At 46.7% G+C, this 14,752-nt stretch carries 14 protein-coding genes; 10 read left to right on the forward strand and 4 right to left on the reverse strand.

The window, feature by feature from the left end:
* Positions 1–144: 144 nt before the first annotated feature.
* The 7 genes from rsmA (at position 145) to AC2T15_RS04205 (ending at position 6,300) form a co-directional block, all read left to right on the forward strand.
* Positions 145–951, forward strand: coding sequence for a 16S rRNA (adenine(1518)-N(6)/adenine(1519)-N(6))-dimethyltransferase RsmA (gene rsmA / locus AC2T15_RS04175; RefSeq protein ID WP_486778816.1), 807 nt, complete (start codon positions 145–147; stop codon positions 949–951).
* Positions 952–1,014: 63 nt separating this feature from the next.
* Entirely contained in the window at positions 1,015–1,386 is a 372-nt protein-coding gene (gene apaG, locus AC2T15_RS04180) for a Co2+/Mg2+ efflux protein ApaG (protein WP_053108752.1), read from the forward strand.
* On the forward strand, positions 1,386–2,219 hold the full coding sequence (locus AC2T15_RS04185; RefSeq protein WP_053108751.1) for a symmetrical bis(5'-nucleosyl)-tetraphosphatase: 834 nt from the start codon (positions 1,386–1,388) through the stop codon (positions 2,217–2,219). The genes apaG and AC2T15_RS04185 overlap by 1 nt, the downstream gene beginning before the upstream one ends.
* 3 nt (positions 2,220–2,222) lie before the next feature.
* The gene (gene glpE, locus AC2T15_RS04190; protein WP_053101672.1) at positions 2,223–2,543 is read left to right on the forward strand and encodes a thiosulfate sulfurtransferase GlpE; all 321 of its coding nucleotides are present in this window, start codon (positions 2,223–2,225) and stop codon (positions 2,541–2,543) included.
* Between the two features lie 276 nt (positions 2,544–2,819).
* Positions 2,820–3,812, forward strand: a complete 993-nt coding sequence (gene cysB / locus AC2T15_RS04195) for an HTH-type transcriptional regulator CysB (RefSeq protein ID WP_053101673.1) — start codon at positions 2,820–2,822, stop codon at positions 3,810–3,812.
* 160 nt (positions 3,813–3,972) lie between these two features.
* The gene (gene speE, locus AC2T15_RS04200) at positions 3,973–4,836 is read left to right on the forward strand and encodes a polyamine aminopropyltransferase (protein ID WP_486778817.1); all 864 of its coding nucleotides are present in this window, start codon (positions 3,973–3,975) and stop codon (positions 4,834–4,836) included.
* Between the two features lie 120 nt (positions 4,837–4,956).
* The gene (locus AC2T15_RS04205) at positions 4,957–6,300 is read left to right on the forward strand and encodes an IS1182 family transposase (RefSeq protein WP_486778094.1); all 1,344 of its coding nucleotides are present in this window, start codon (positions 4,957–4,959) and stop codon (positions 6,298–6,300) included.
* A gap of 257 nt (positions 6,301–6,557) precedes the next feature.
* Here the strand turns inward: AC2T15_RS04205 and AC2T15_RS04210 are convergent, their stop codons facing one another.
* From AC2T15_RS04210 to AC2T15_RS04225, 4 genes are all read right to left on the reverse strand, one after another.
* Positions 6,558–6,779 (reverse strand): YgdI/YgdR family lipoprotein, encoded by a 222-nt coding sequence (locus tag AC2T15_RS04210; RefSeq protein ID WP_053101675.1) that lies wholly within the window; start codon positions 6,777–6,779, stop codon positions 6,558–6,560.
* Between the two features lie 114 nt (positions 6,780–6,893).
* Positions 6,894–8,978 carry a BCCT family transporter gene (locus tag AC2T15_RS04215; RefSeq protein ID WP_053106526.1) on the reverse strand — a complete coding sequence of 695 codons (2,085 nt, stop codon included), beginning with the start codon at positions 8,976–8,978 and terminating at the stop codon, positions 6,894–6,896.
* A 362-nt stretch (positions 8,979–9,340) separates the two neighbouring features.
* Positions 9,341–9,757 (reverse strand): DNA polymerase III subunit chi, encoded by a 417-nt coding sequence (locus AC2T15_RS04220; RefSeq protein WP_486778818.1) that lies wholly within the window; start codon positions 9,755–9,757, stop codon positions 9,341–9,343.
* Positions 9,758–11,239 carry a leucyl aminopeptidase gene (locus tag AC2T15_RS04225; RefSeq protein ID WP_373331767.1) on the reverse strand — a complete coding sequence of 494 codons (1,482 nt, stop codon included), beginning with the start codon at positions 11,237–11,239 and terminating at the stop codon, positions 9,758–9,760.
* A gap of 141 nt (positions 11,240–11,380) precedes the next feature.
* Here AC2T15_RS04225 and lptF point away from each other — a divergent pair, with 141 nt between their 5' ends.
* Genes lptF through zapE form a run of 3 tightly spaced genes read left to right on the forward strand, consistent with a single transcriptional unit; the run spans position 11,381 to position 14,702 of the window.
* Positions 11,381–12,493, forward strand: coding sequence for an LPS export ABC transporter permease LptF (gene lptF, locus AC2T15_RS04230; protein WP_053101679.1), 1,113 nt, complete (start codon positions 11,381–11,383; stop codon positions 12,491–12,493).
* Positions 12,486–13,550, forward strand: coding sequence for an LPS export ABC transporter permease LptG (gene lptG / locus AC2T15_RS04235; protein WP_486778819.1), 1,065 nt, complete (start codon positions 12,486–12,488; stop codon positions 13,548–13,550). Before lptF ends, lptG begins: the two co-directional genes overlap by 8 nt.
* A 60-nt stretch (positions 13,551–13,610) precedes the next feature.
* Positions 13,611–14,702, forward strand: a complete 1,092-nt coding sequence (gene zapE / locus AC2T15_RS04240) for a cell division protein ZapE (RefSeq protein ID WP_053101681.1) — start codon at positions 13,611–13,613, stop codon at positions 14,700–14,702.
* Positions 14,703–14,752: the final 50 nt, after the last annotated feature.

The following is a 14,752-nucleotide window of genomic DNA, read 5'->3' on the forward strand; positions in this document are numbered from 1 at the left end:
TGCGCCGCTAGTCTATCTGAAAAAAAGGATAAATTGAGCGTTAAGCGAAGCTTTGGCTGGCTTTTATAGAATTCAAGGTGATGAGAGTGCCCTATCACCTAGGCGAGCTGGTAAACTTAGGCAGTTAATTTGTGGAGTATGCCAATGCCAGACCTGTATCAGCACCGAGCGCGTAAACGCTTTGGTCAAAACTTTTTACATGACCAAGGTGTCATCAACCGAATCTTGCGTGCGATCTATCCTAGTGCTGGACAGCATGTCCTAGAAATTGGGCCAGGCCAAGGAGCACTGACCGATGGCTTGCTCGCCAGTGGCGCTAAGCTAGATGTCATTGAGCTGGATAACGACTTAGTGCCGTTGCTTAAGCTTAAATTTGGACTAAATCCGCAGTTTACTTTGCATCAAGGGGATGCGCTGCGTTTTGATTTTCAGTCATTAGAGCCACAAGCCCACAGCCTGCGAGTAGTGGGGAACTTACCCTATAATATTTCGACGCCGCTGATTTTTCACTTATTGGCCAGCAGCCACTTAATTAAAGACATGCACTTTATGCTGCAAAAAGAAGTGGTCGAGCGCATGGCAGCAGAGCCTGGCAGTAGTCACTGGGGGCGCTTAACCATTATGGTGCAGTACTTTTGTCAGGTGGAACATTTATTTAATGTGGGGCCTGGCGCCTTTAGTCCAGCACCCAAGGTGGACTCAGCCATTGTGCGCTTAACACCTTATGCAGAACCGCCAATTAAAGCTAAAGATCATCGCAGCTTAGAGATAGTGGTGCGCGAAGCCTTTAACCAGCGCCGCAAGACCTTGCGCAATACATTGAAAAAGTTGTTGTCTGAAGAGCAGATTGTAGCGGCAGCGGTAGATCCAACTTTGCGGCCGGAGCAGCTAGACTTGGCAGCATTTGTACGTTTAGCCGATGCCTTAACTGAGGCTCAGCTGGTCAGCTAGTGGTAAGAGGTTGGTCTATTATAAGAAAAGCCGCAGCTGCGGCCCTGATATTGAGGAGAGTGTATGTCGTATAACATTGAAGTTAATGTGAAAACTCGTTATCTCCAGGAGCATTCGCAGCCTGAAGAAGAACGTTATGTGTTTGCTTACGATATAACTATTCGCAATCACGGTACGTTACCGGCGCAGTTATTGAGTCGGCATTGGATCATTACTGATGCTAATGGCAAGGTGCAGGAAGTACGTGGTGAGGGGGTGGTAGGTGAGCAACCGATTATTTTGCCTAATGAGTCCTATCAGTACAGCAGTGGCACCATTATGCCCACTGAAGTCGGCAGTATGCAGGGTAGCTTCAGTATGGTGGCTGAGGATGGGCATCTATTTGAAGCAGTGATTGATCCCTTTGGCATGGCGGTGCCTGGAGTGCTGCACTGATGGCAACTTACGCCGTTGGCGATGTGCAAGGTTGCTTAACTCAATTGCAAGCGGTGCTAGCACAGGTGCAGTTTAATCCTCAGTATGATCAGTTATGGCTGGTGGGGGATTTGGTTAATCGTGGACCTGACTCTTTAGCCACTTTGCGCTTTCTTTATCAAATGCAAGACTCAGTGGTCACCGTTTTAGGTAATCATGATCTGCATTTGCTGGCTGCCTGGCATGATCCAAGTCGGCTGAAACGTAAAGATACCCTATTAGAAGTGTTACAGGCGCCAGATTGCGAGGAGCTGTTAGGGTGGTTAATTCAGCAGCCGCTGATGCATTATGATGCCCAACGCCAACTCACATTAGTGCATGCTGGGGTTGCACCAATGTGGAGTGTCAGCCAAGCACAAAGTTATGCCGAGGAAGTCCATCAGGTGCTGCGCGATCCTACAGTGCGCTCTGAGTTTTTTGCCCAGATGTATGGCAATACACCTGCAGTATGGAGTGAGCATTTGCGGGGAATGGAGCGTTTGCGAGTCATTACTAACTATTTTACTCGTATGCGTTTTTGTAGCTTATCTGGTGAGTTGGACTTTTCTGCTAAAGAAACCCTCGAGCACGCACCAAAGAACTGTGTCCCTTGGTTTAAAGTGCCTGCTCGCGTCATGCAAGGCGAGCAGATTATCTTTGGACACTGGGCTGCTTTAGCAGGGCACTGTGATGAGCCCGGTTTGTACGCGTTAGATACGGGCTGTGTTTGGGGGGGCGCTATGAGTTTAATGAATATTGACAGTCACCAAATTATTCGGCATGCCTGTCCAGCAGCTTTGCCCTTAGAGAATTAAAACATGAGTTTTAAGCATATTGATGTATTACACACTGCCGAACTGCAGCAGCAAGGTGCGGTATTAGTGGATATTCGTGATCCTGAAAGTTTTGCTGTGGCCCATGTGCCGGGAGCGATTCATCTAGACAATTACTCACTGGCTGAGTTTATTGCCCAAGCAGATCTAGATGCGCCCACCATTGTCATCTGCTATCACGGTCACTCCAGTCAAGGAGCTGCTCATTATCTATATCAGCAAGGCTTTGAACAGGTCTATAGCATGGATGGTGGTTTTGAGGCGTGGCGTATGCAATGGCCTGAGCAAGTTGTTCAAGGCAGTTAATTCTAGATAAAGGCGTTCTAAGTCCTGTTTAATTGTTCGACAATCGCTGTTTGTTTTGAATTTTTCTCGGTAAGCCCCTGTTAAATTGAGTGGTGAGGAAAGATTTTATTGAGAATAGCCAGTATTTAGCCTCTATATAGCTTTATTGAATATCAATATCTTTTTAAGTGATTAAATGGAATAATACTGCTGTAGTATAACTATGAGTTATAAGTTTGGCGGTAATGTATAAACAGCCGGCACTTAATAAGCATATTTGATCAAAGGTGGCTCTGTATGAAACTACAGCAATTGCGTTATATCTGGGAAGTCTCAAGAAATGGGCTGAATGTGTCGGCTACGGCCCAGGTGCTAAATACATCGCAACCAGGAATTAGTAAACAGATCCGTTTACTTGAGGATGAGCTAGGGGTTGAGATTTTTGCCCGGAGTGGCAAGCAGCTATCGCGCATCACCGCTGCCGGAGAAAGTATTATTCAAACTGCCGGTGAGATCTTACGCAAATGTGAAAATATTAAACGCGTGGCCCATGATTTTTCCAGTGAAAGCAGTGGTGTGTTATCGATTGCTACCACCCACACCCAAGCGCGCTATGCTTTGCCTTCAGTGATTAAGCGTTTTATCAGCCAGTACCCTGAAGTATCACTGAATATGCAGCAAGGAACACCGCAGCAAATTGCAGAAATGGCGGCCGATGGTACGGTGGACTTTGCCATTGCCACTGAAGGCTTTGAGCAGTTTAATGAGCTGATCATGATGCCTTGCTACCGTTGGAACCGCTGCGTCATCGTAACCCGTGATCATCCTTTGGCTGAGGTGAAAAAACTCACCTTAGAGCATTTGGCTCAGTATCCATTGGTGACCTATGTGTTTGGTTTTACTGGTCGCTCTAAGTTAGACGATGCCTTTGAAAAAGCCGGCTTAACCCCGCGTGTGGTATTTACTGCCGCTGATGCTGATGTGATTAAAACCTATGTGCGCTTAGGTATTGGCGTAGGAATTGTTGCGCGGATGGCAGTGGATGAATTAGAAGACGATGATTTGGTGATTTTGGATGCCAGTGAGCTGTTTGAATCCAGCGTGACTAAAATCGGTTTTCGTCGGGGTACTTTTTTGCGTGGGTATATGCGTGATTTTATTCATCGCTTTGCACCCCATCTGACCGATGAGCAGCAGCAAAAAGTAATGGAGTGCAGTAATCAGCAAGAAATTGATCAGCTATTTAAAGACGTTGAGCTGCCACTGTATTGGACTGAGCGTACTGAATAATACGGATAACTTGCTAGCGAGGGGGACAATTTGTCTCGCTTGCTTTGCTGCATTTGCTGGCGCTTTATGGTAAATACCTACCCCAATTATTTTCTAACGGGTTACTCATCGTTAAACATGCTGTGAAAAGCAATAAAAATACTTAGGAGTGGGTTGTACCATGAATGAATACCGCGAAACGCTTTACCCAACATACGGGCAGTTTTTCAAAGTGGACACTATGCTGCATGAAGTTAAAACTGAGCATCAGCACTTAGTCATTTTTGAAAACCAACAAATGGGACGGGTGATGGCATTAGATGGTGCTATCCAGACCACCGAAGCCGATGAGTTTGTCTATCATGAAATGATGGCCCATCAGCCAATTATGGCCCATGGCTTAGCGCGCCGAGTGCTGATTATTGGTGGTGGCGATGGCGGCATGCTGCGGGAAGTATGTCGTCACGATAGCGTTGACCATGTCACCATGGTGGAGATTGACAATACCGTGGTGGAAATGTGCAAAACCTACCTGCCGAATCACTCTAAGGGCGCTTTTGATGACCCTCGGGTGAATTTAGTGATTGCCGATGGTATGACGTTTTTAGCTAATTGCAGCGAAAAGTTTGATGTCATTATTAGCGATTGCCCAGACCCGATTGGACCTGCTGAAGTGTTGTTTTCGGAAAGCTTCTATCAGGCTTGTCACCGTTGCTTAAGTGATGATGGGATCTTTGTGGCGCAAAATGGCACGCCTTTTTTACAGTTAGACGAAGTCAAGAAAACCGCAAAAAATATCAGCAGTTTATTTGCTGACTGGCATTTTTATCAGGCGGCAGTACCAACCTATATTGGTGGCACCATGACCTTTGCTTGGGCCAGTAAAAACAAAGCAGCACGTAATACCCCAATTGAGACCTTACGTCAGCGTTTCCAGGGCAGTGGTATCGTAACTCGTTACTACAATCCTGAAACTCACCGAGGCGCCTTTGCTTTACCGCAGTATGTGTTAAATGCTATTGGAAAGCCGAGTAACTGCGCCTAATCTAGATTAAGCAATTAAAAAACCCGACCTTAGGTCGGGTCAGACTGCTGACAAACCCCTCGTTCCCATCGAGGGGTTTGTTTTTTATACTGGGCACACATCTGCTGCAGGAGTTGTACAGTGTTACGTGATCGCCCCCAGACCCAGTCCGAACTCGAATTTGTCTGTATTGACGAGCTGGTTCCTTCTGACCATTTACTACGCAAAGTAGATCGTCATATCGATTTCTCGTTTATTCATGATCTGGTCAAAGACTTGTACTGCGCGAACAACGGTCGCCCAGCGCTGGATCCAACCCTACTGTTTAAACTGCTGCTTATAGGCTATTTATTCGGTATTCGTAGTGAACGTCAGTTGATCCGTGAGGTTCAGGTCAATGTAGCCTACCGCTGGTTCCTCGGTTTAAACCTGACCGACAAAGTCCCTGATGCCAGCACCCTTAGTCAGAATCGTCGCCGCCGCTTTAATGACTCGGATATCTACCAGCAAATTTTTGATGAAATCGTCTTGCAGGCGATGCAGCGTAAGTTGGTATCCGGCACGGTACTGTATACCGATTCAACCCACCTGAAAGCCAATGCTAACAAGGGGAAATGGGTCAAAGCACACGCCGTTTCAGAACGGCAAGCCTATATGGATAAGTTGGATCAGGCGATCGAGGAGGATCGTCTAGCCCACGGAAAAAAGCCCTTGCCGCCGCCATCGAGCGAACCTCAGGTGCGGGAAATCAAACAAAGTAAGACCGATCCTGAAAGCGGCTTTATGACTCGGGATAACAAACCCCAAGGCTTTTTTTATCTTGACCATCGTACGGTGGATACCAAAGCCAATATCATTACCGATGTGCATGTCACGGCGGGTAACGTCCACGACGCAGTGCCCTATTTGGCTAGATTGGAACGGCAGACACAGCGTTTTGGCTTTAACGTCCAGTATGTTGGCCTGGATGCAGGCTATCACACCACAGCCATCAGCAAGGGGCTGGAAGATAAAGGGGTAAAAGCGGTGTTTGGCTATCGGCGACCGATCCATCGCCAAGGGTACTTGCGTAAACGTGAGTTTATCTATATCGCCGAAACAGACCAGTATGTGTGCCCACAAGGACAGGCCTTGATTTACAGTACAACTAACCGGGAAGGGTATCGCCACTATGTATCTGATCCGGCTATGTGCCGACAATGCCCGCTGCTGTCACGCTGTACTCAGAACGCCAAACAACAAAAAACCGTCACCCGCCATGTGTGGGAAGACAGCAGAGAACGGCAGGATGCCAACCGGCTGACGCCTTGGGGTAAGACCATCTATCAGAGGCGCAAAGAAACAGTAGAGCGCAGCTTTGCCGATGCCAAAGAGCTGCACCAATACCGCTACGCGCGGTATCGCGGTCGTCACAAAGTGCAGGCGCAATGCCTGATGACTGCCGCGGCACAAAACATCAAGAAAATCGCACTCCTGGCAGGATAGTGCAGCTTTTGTAAACCTCTTGCCCTCATGAGTGCCTGTTTACACGCCTACTTAAGCTCAGATACGCCCAATTCACCTTAAAAAATCTTGGAGCAAAAACTTCCGCTCTTTGAACGCTTGTCCCATTTGAGCGCTTATCCCAAAAGAAAAAGCGTCATTGAAGTGCATAAAACAACAAACCCCACCAAAAAGGCGGGGTTTGTCAGCTACCTGACCCGACCTTAGGTCGGGTTTTTTTGTGCGCTCAAAATGCTTGATTAGAGCTTTTTAATACTGTGCACATCATCTTTATTGACTTGGTTTGGCTTGTCGTCTAGTTGCTTAAATTCATAAAAGCCTGTTTTTTTATCGTAGCGTGGGGTGTCTTTGGTTTGCATCTCAGTACCATCTTTTAGCGTGATGGTTGAAGGGGATGAGCAGGCAGCTAAAGCCAGAAAAGAAGCAGCGAGCACAGCAGTTAAAGAAAGCTTGTTAGTCATAATAATTCCCCTAAATAAACAATAAAAATAAATAAAAAGAGTTATCAATAGATGAAAAAAAACGGCTAAAGTTCATTACTTCAGCCGTTTTTCGTGTTTCATTAGCTACTTTGATTAGCTATTGGAAGTTTCCGTTGTGGGAGAGCCTGAGTCCGTAAACTCTGGCGTAGTGAGCATTTCATCATGTTCCGCCATTTTCCACGGCAGAATTTCAGGTGATAAATGCCTAAAGTGCAGGTATTTCTCTAGCTGATCTAAAATATCAGTAATTAACGCCGCTTCTGGTACGCCATACACATCATAGGATTGTCCGCCGCGACGTAAAAAAACTTCAGCTTGATAGTACAGCTGTTCTTGACTGGTATCCTCAGGCAAGGTGGCATTGGCATAGGCAAACTCTGGTAATGGGTATTCACAGAGTCGTACATCGTAGATGAAATCAAGTTTTTCACCTTTGCTGATCTCAATAAAAGCGCGGTGCGCTTCGGCATCATAGCTCACACTTGAAGGCCAACCTTTTTTATTTAAATCTTCGGAAATTTTTTGCATCGCAGTTAATACCGAGCCTTTAATGTAAGCGTCAACTTGCTGCAGGTTAGGAAAGCTGACAATACTCGACAGGCGGTTTTGCCACGACACGCTGCTGGTAAAGCCTTGCTGAACACTGGGCTTTTGGTGGCTAAGGCTGGTGGTGCGGTGCCCCTCAATGGTCAGTGCTCGCCACAGCCCAATGGCTGAGAGCATCATAATTAAGGTAAAGGGTAAAGCACTGATAACGCTCATGGTTTGCAGTGCTTTGAGTCCTCCTGCTAGCAGTAACACGCTGGCTAATACCCCTTGCATCACCGCCCAAAAGGCTTTCTGGAAGGTAGGGGTATGTAAGGCGCCACCTGAAGCTAAAGAGTCAATTACTAAGGCTGCCGAGTCAGAAGAGGTGACAAAGAAAGTCACAATTAAACACACGGCCAATAGTGAGGTAACTGAGGTGAGTGGCAGATGCTCAAATAATTTAAATAAGGCAATCGCATTATCATTTTGTACCTCGGTGATAAGTGCGGTGTAGCCTTGTTCCATAATTAAGTAGAGCGCGGTGTCGCCAAAAATTGAAAACCATAAAAACGTAACTGTGGTCGGGACGATCAGTACGCCAGCCACAAATTGGCGAATCGTGCGGCCGCGGCTAATTTTTGCAATAAACAGGCCAACAAAAGGCGCCCAAGCAATACTCCAACCAAAGACAAATAAAGTCCAGTTACCGATCCAGTCCGAGCGTGAATAGGCCTGTAAATTGAGGGTGCGCTCAATAATATTGTTTAAGTAGCTACCGGTATTTTGCATCGCTGTTTCTAGGATGAAAATACTTGGGCCAACAACAAAAACAAACACCATTAAGGTAATAGCAATCGCCATATTCAGCATGGATAAGCGTTTAACACCTTTATCCATTCCTGCGAGTACTGATAGCAACGCTAGGCCAGTAATCAGAGCAATAGCAGTAACTTGGAAGGTGGTACTGACCTCAACTGAAGGCCAAAGGTAATTAGCCCCGGCATTAATTTGCGTCACCGAAATGCCTAGGGTGGTAGCCAGCCCCAACAGTGTGCCTAAGATGGCAACGGTATCTACCGTATGGCCGATAGGGCCGTAAATCTTTTTACCAATGAGTGGATACAGGGCCGAGCGCATAGAAAGCGGCAAACCGTGGCGAAAAGAAAAGTAGGCTAAGACTAAACCGACCAACCCATAAATCGCCCACAGATGAAAACCCCAGTGGAAAAAAGCAATTTGCATGGCTTGAGAAGCAGCATCGAGGGTTTCTGCTGCTCCTTCGGGAGGTGAGGCGTAGTGTAAAACCGGTTCGGCAACACCAAAGAATAGCAGTGCTACGCCGTAGCCTGCAGAAAACAGCATGGCAAACCAAGAAAGAAACGGATATTGCGGTTCGGCATGATCAGGGCCTAATTTAATGTTCCCCCAGCTACTAAGGGCCACAATCACGATAAAGATTAAAAAGCTGGCTACGCCCAGCATGTAAAACCAACCAAAGGTTTGGGTGACATAGGCCAAAGCTTCAGAAAAAACTTGGCCGGCGAGTTCAGGATTACTAATGGTGCCTATGACAATTAACAGCAGCACTATCACTGCTGGAGCAAAGACCGGGAGTAAGACTACGGGTTTCCAAGACGATGATTTCGTCATACCAGTTCCTTTATTTTTCAATAAGTTCGCGAGCTATCCTAGCCAAGTTTGGGGCAGAAGTTCAAAACTAATTGGCCTAAGCTTGGCTAACTTAGGATGATTTAACTGGAAAAAGTAAAGCTTAACTCTGGATTGTTACACACAGGGCAGCACAGTGGTAAGGGATTGGAGTCTTTAGCATTAGGCGACAGAGGCAAGCTCTGTGACCACTGACAGCGCTGGCAGTGATAATGAATGTGTGGCTCGGTAGGTGGTATCGAAGCAGTGGGCTGATCTGAGTTCATGGTAGGATCTAATGCAGTAAGTAAGGCATAGATGAACCCATAAACCCTAAAAAGTTTATTTGTATTTAGAACTTGGGCTTAGAGTTCGACTCGCTGCGGATTGAGTTGCAGTTTGCGATAATGCACAAAATTTTGTCGGCACTGCTGTAAGGTGTTGGGCGCTTGATTAACAATTTCGATAATGCGGCTAAAATGGTTAGGCTCTGCATAAGGAATAGGGTGCAGACTAATTAGCAAGCCTTGGTTATTAGGTAAAGAGTGATCACTGGCAATCAGCACCGGTGATTGAGGATTTTCCGTGATTGGATCATGGGGGATAAAGCAGTCACTACGAAAGGTCCAGAGTAACTGGTTAACAGTTTCTGCTTCTGCCTCATCAGCACAGCGGATAATGGTGGGCCAATTAGCACGCCAGGCTTTAACCGCCAAACGACAGGCCGCCCGGAGGCGGTCTGCGTTATCTTGGCTGGGGAGTACGTAAAACTCTACGCGCATTTAGAGGTTATCCAGTACAAACTGAGTCAGTAGTGGGACTGGGCGACCAGATGCGCCTTTGTTAGCACCGCCACTGATCCAAGCCGTACCGGCCACATCGAGGTGTGCCCAAGGATAATTTTTAGTAAAGCGTGACAAGAAGCAGGCTGCAGTAATGGTGCCAGCAAAACGACCACCGATATTGGCAATATCGGCAAAAGGACTGTCTAGTTGCTCTTGGTAGTCATCAAAAAGTGGTAGCTGCCACGCCACATCACCTGCTGTTTTACCTGCCGCTAATACTTGCTGAATCAGCTCTTCATCATTACCTAGTAGGCCACTGGTTTTATCGCCTAAGGCCACCAAGCAAGCGCCAGTAAGTGTGGCAATATCAATCACTGCTTTGGGCTTAAAGCGCTCAACATAGGTTAAGGCATCGCAAAGGACTAATCGGCCTTCGGCATCGGTGTTAAGAATCTCAACGGTCTGACCGCTCATAGTGGTAACGATGTCACCTGGACGAGTTGCGCGACCACTTGGCATATTTTCCGCGCAAGTCATAACCCCAACTAAGTTGATAGGTAACTGTAACTCTAGCACGGCTTTCATAGTGCCTAGTACACTGGCGGCGCCACACATGTCGTATTTCATTTCGTCCATGCCTGCCCCAGGTTTTAGGCTGATACCGCCGGTATCAAAGGTAATGCCTTTGCCTACTAGCGCTAGTGGTTGGCTGTCATCCTTGGCCCCCGTATATTGCATAATAACTAATCGCGGAGGTTGCTCGCTGCCTTTTGCAACGGCTAATAAAGCGCCCATGCCTAAGCTTTCCATCGCTTGTTCATCAAGCACTTCAACACTTAGATTGGCATAGTCTTTGGCCAGTTGTTGGGCTTGTTCAGCAAGGTAACTAGGATGGCAAATATTGCCGGGTAAGTTACCTAAATCTTTGGTGAAGTTCATACCTAAAGCAATGGCTTGGGCGTGGCTGGCTGCTTGCTCTGCAGCCGCAAGGTCAGCTTCTGCTACCACAAACTCTAGCTCATTGAGCTGAGTCGCTGGTTTTTTCTCTGACTTAAACTGATCAAACACATACAACGTATTGTTGGCTTCTTCAGCAATCAAACGTGTGATCTGATAGCAGTCCCGTTGTTTTACTTCCAGCCCATCCACTAGCAAACTGGCTTTGGTAATGTTTAGAGTTTTGGCAGATTTAATCGCTGCGGAAACTAATTTGCGCGTGGCGGCATCTGACAGGGGTGCTTTACCACATCCAACGAGTAGTAAACGCTTGGCGGCAATGCCTTGCACAGCGGGTAGCAGTAAGGTGCTGGCGGCGCTAGCAGTGAAATCACCTTGGTCAATTAAGGTTTGTAGTTGATTGTTCAGCGCTTGATTTAACGCGGCAGCAGAATTACTTAAGGGTTGCTCGCTAAAAATGGGTAAAATTAGTAGCTCGGTACTAACTTGCTGAGCAGGTGAGGTGATTGCGGTGAATTGCATAAATAATCATTCCCAAGACAAAGGCCAGTAGATGGTTATAATACTGGCAATTTTTAATTGTTGATTGGTTTAACCTGAACCAAATTTAGCTGGGTTACTAGTTTGCGCTGCAAAGGCAGCCTTGACAACTGGAGCATACTTTTGATCGTTTTTCGTTACTTATCACGGGAGGTCTTAGTGACCTTAACTGCCGTGAGCGCTGTGTTACTGGTGATCACCATGAGTGGGCGATTTATTCGTTATCTTGCACAGGCTGCCCAAGGTGCATTAGATCCCAGTGTTTTATTGCTGATCATGGCCTACCGTATCCCAGGCTTTCTACAACTAATTCTACCACTTGGATTATTTTTAGGGATTCTTCTTGCCTACGGTCGTTTGTACTTAGAAAGTGAAATGACGGTGTTAACGGCTACAGGTATGAGTCCTCGACGTTTACTTGGCTACACTTTATTTCCAGCAGTGATTGTGGCGTTATTGGTGGCATGGCTTAGTTTCTTTTTAACTCCCCAAGGCATCACTCAAGTGAACCAAATTCTCCATGCGCAAGACAGCCTTACTGAGTTTGATACCTTAGAGGCAGGGCGCTTTCAGGGCATGCGTGACGGTACTCGGGTGACCTACACTGAAGAGTTGGTTGAAGGTAAAAAACAGCTAAAAAATGTATTTATTTCTGAAAAACGTTTATCCAGTAGTGGCAAGCAAACGGATGTGACGGTGTTGGTTGCCAAAACCGGCTGGCAAGAGGTTCAAGATAATGGTGAGCGTTATTTGATTTTGCAAGACGGCTATCGCTATGACGGTGAACCTGGGCAAGCGGATTACCGAGTCATTCAGTACGACACCTATGGTGTGTTATTGCCTAAACCCAGTACCGGAGAAGTGATTACCGAGCGTGAAGCAATGCCCACTCAGCAACTGTTAGGCGCCGAGCAGCCGCGTTTAAAGAACGAGCTACAGTGGCGAACCGCACTGCCGATTTTAGTGTTTGTGGTGACGTTAATTGCGGTGCCGTTGGCTAAAGTGAATCCACGTCAAGGCCGATTTTTAAAGCTGTTGCCCGCTATACTGCTTTATATGCTGTACCTGGGCTTACTGATTTTTACCCGCAGCGCATTGGATAAAGGCACTTTTCCTGCCGCTTTAGGTTTATGGCCGGTGCACATTGTGTTTGCCCTGATTGGCTTGTTATTAAACTATTGGGAGCGCCTGCAATTATTGTGGTTAGCTCGACGTGCAGGAGCTCAGCATGCGTAAGTTAGATCGTTATATTGGCCTGAGTGTATTTAATGCCATTATTGCGGTGTTATTAGTCTTAGTAGGGCTGGCGTTACTATTTGCTTTTATTGATGAACTGAGCGATATCCGTGACGGTTATGGTTTGGGGCAAGTGGCTTCTTATGTGTTTTATACTACGCCACGGCGGTTATATGACATGCTGCCGATGGCTGCACTTATTGGCTGTTTAGTAGGTTTAGGCACCTTAGCCAGTAACAGCGAGCTAACCGTGATGCGCGCGGCAGGAGTTTCACTGCGCCGGATTATCTGGGCGGTGATGAAACCCATGCTGGTAGTGATGCTGGCCGGTATTTTAATCGGTGAATATCTTGCGCCTTGGACTGAAGCTAAGGCGCAAGCCGATCGTTCCTTGGCTCTAGGTGGTAGCACGGCGCAAACTGGTGGCAAGCACGGTATTTGGCATCGTCAGGGTAAAGAATACATCCATATCAACTCAGTGCAGCCAGGCGGCGAGTTAATCGGGGTAACGCGTTATCAGTTTGATGAGCAGCAACATTTGTTAAGCGCAAGTTTTGCCAAGCGCGCCACCTATCAAGGTGATTACTGGCAACTGTTTGAGGTGGCAACCACGGAGTTTGCGCCGCGTAACACTCAAGTTAAACATGCAGCACAGCAGATTTGGGCGGTGGATTTAGAGCCTGAGCTGCTCAGTATTGTAGTGATGAGCCCGGATGCGTTACCGGTGTCTGGATTGTGGGGGTATGCCCATTACTTGGCCGAGCAGGGCTTAAACAGTAGCCGTTACTGGTTGGCGTTTTGGAGTAAAGTGCTGCAACCCTTGGTGACTGCGGCTTTAGTTTTGCTCGCCATTTCCTTTATTTTTGGGCCGCTGCGTTCAGTTACCTTAGGACAACGGGTATTTACTGGGGTATTAGTTGGTTTTGTGTTTAAGATTGTGCAGGACTTATTGGGGCCTTCCAGCTTAGTTTTTGGGTTTTCTCCATTACTCGCTGTATTATTGCCCGCTTCGGTCTGCGCCTTGGTAGGTTTTTACTTACTTAAACGTGCAGGTTAATTTTGCTGTTATTGCCAATAGACACTCAGTCTATTGTTACTGGTTGGAACTGTATCGCTCATGACACCTTTGGAACGCTATGAACAAGATTTGCAACGCCCTGATTTTTTTCGTGATGAGGCTCAAGCCAACGCCGTGCGTCATTTGCAGCGTTTATATGATGATCTAGTTAAGCAACCAAGCAATTCGGGCGGTCTGTTTGGTCGATTGTTCGCTAAAAAACCAGCACCGATTAAAGGTATTTATTTCTGGGGCGGAGTCGGTCGCGGTAAAACCTACTTAGTGGATACTTTTTTTGATGCCTTGCCCTTTGAGCAAAAAATGCGTACTCACTTTCACCGTTTTATGAAGCGCGTGCATGAAGAGTTAACCCAGCTTGAAGGTGAAAAAAACCCTCTGACTATCGTAGCGAAACGTTTTGCAGATGAAGCACGAGTCATTTGTTTTGATGAGTTTTTCGTCTCTGATATTACCGATGCGATGATTTTAGGCGGCTTATTTGAAGAGTTATTTGGCCATGGTGTGACCTTGGTGGCGACTTCAAACATTGTGCCTGATGGTTTATACAAAGATGGATTACAGCGGGCCCGTTTTTTACCCGCTATTGCGCTGATCAAAGAGCATACTGAAGTGGTTAACGTGGATAGCGGCATTGACTATCGCTTACGTGCGTTAGAGCAAGCAGAGTTATTCCATTGGCCACTTTCGCCAGCAGTGGATCAGGCCTTGGAAGCAAGTTTTAAAAGTTTGCTGCACGGCACGGTAAAGGTTGAAGAAAATGTTTCTTTGACGATTGAAAAGCGTGAAATTATTGCTCGCAAAGTAGCGGGTGATGTGGCTTGGTTTGATTTCCGTGCAGTCTGTGATGGGCCCCGTAGTCAAAATGACTACATTGAGCTGGGTAAAATTTTTAGTACGGTAATTTTATCTAATGTCGAGCAGATGGATACCTATCACGAAGATGTGGCGCGCCGTTTTATTAACTTAGTGGATGAGTTTTACGATCGTAACGTTAAGTTAATTATTTCAGCTGAGGTAGCCCTAACAGAGCTGTATAAGGGCAAACGTCTAGCATTTGAGTTTGAGCGCACAGAAAGTCGCTTGCTAGAAATGCAGTCGCAAGAGTTTTTAGAGCGAGAGCACAAACCTTAAGCAAAATAGGCGGACTAAGAGAGGCTAACTTCTGGGAGTTAGCCTTTTTT

The sequence above is a fragment of the Thiopseudomonas sp. SA1F2-1K genome (assembly GCF_057443035.1).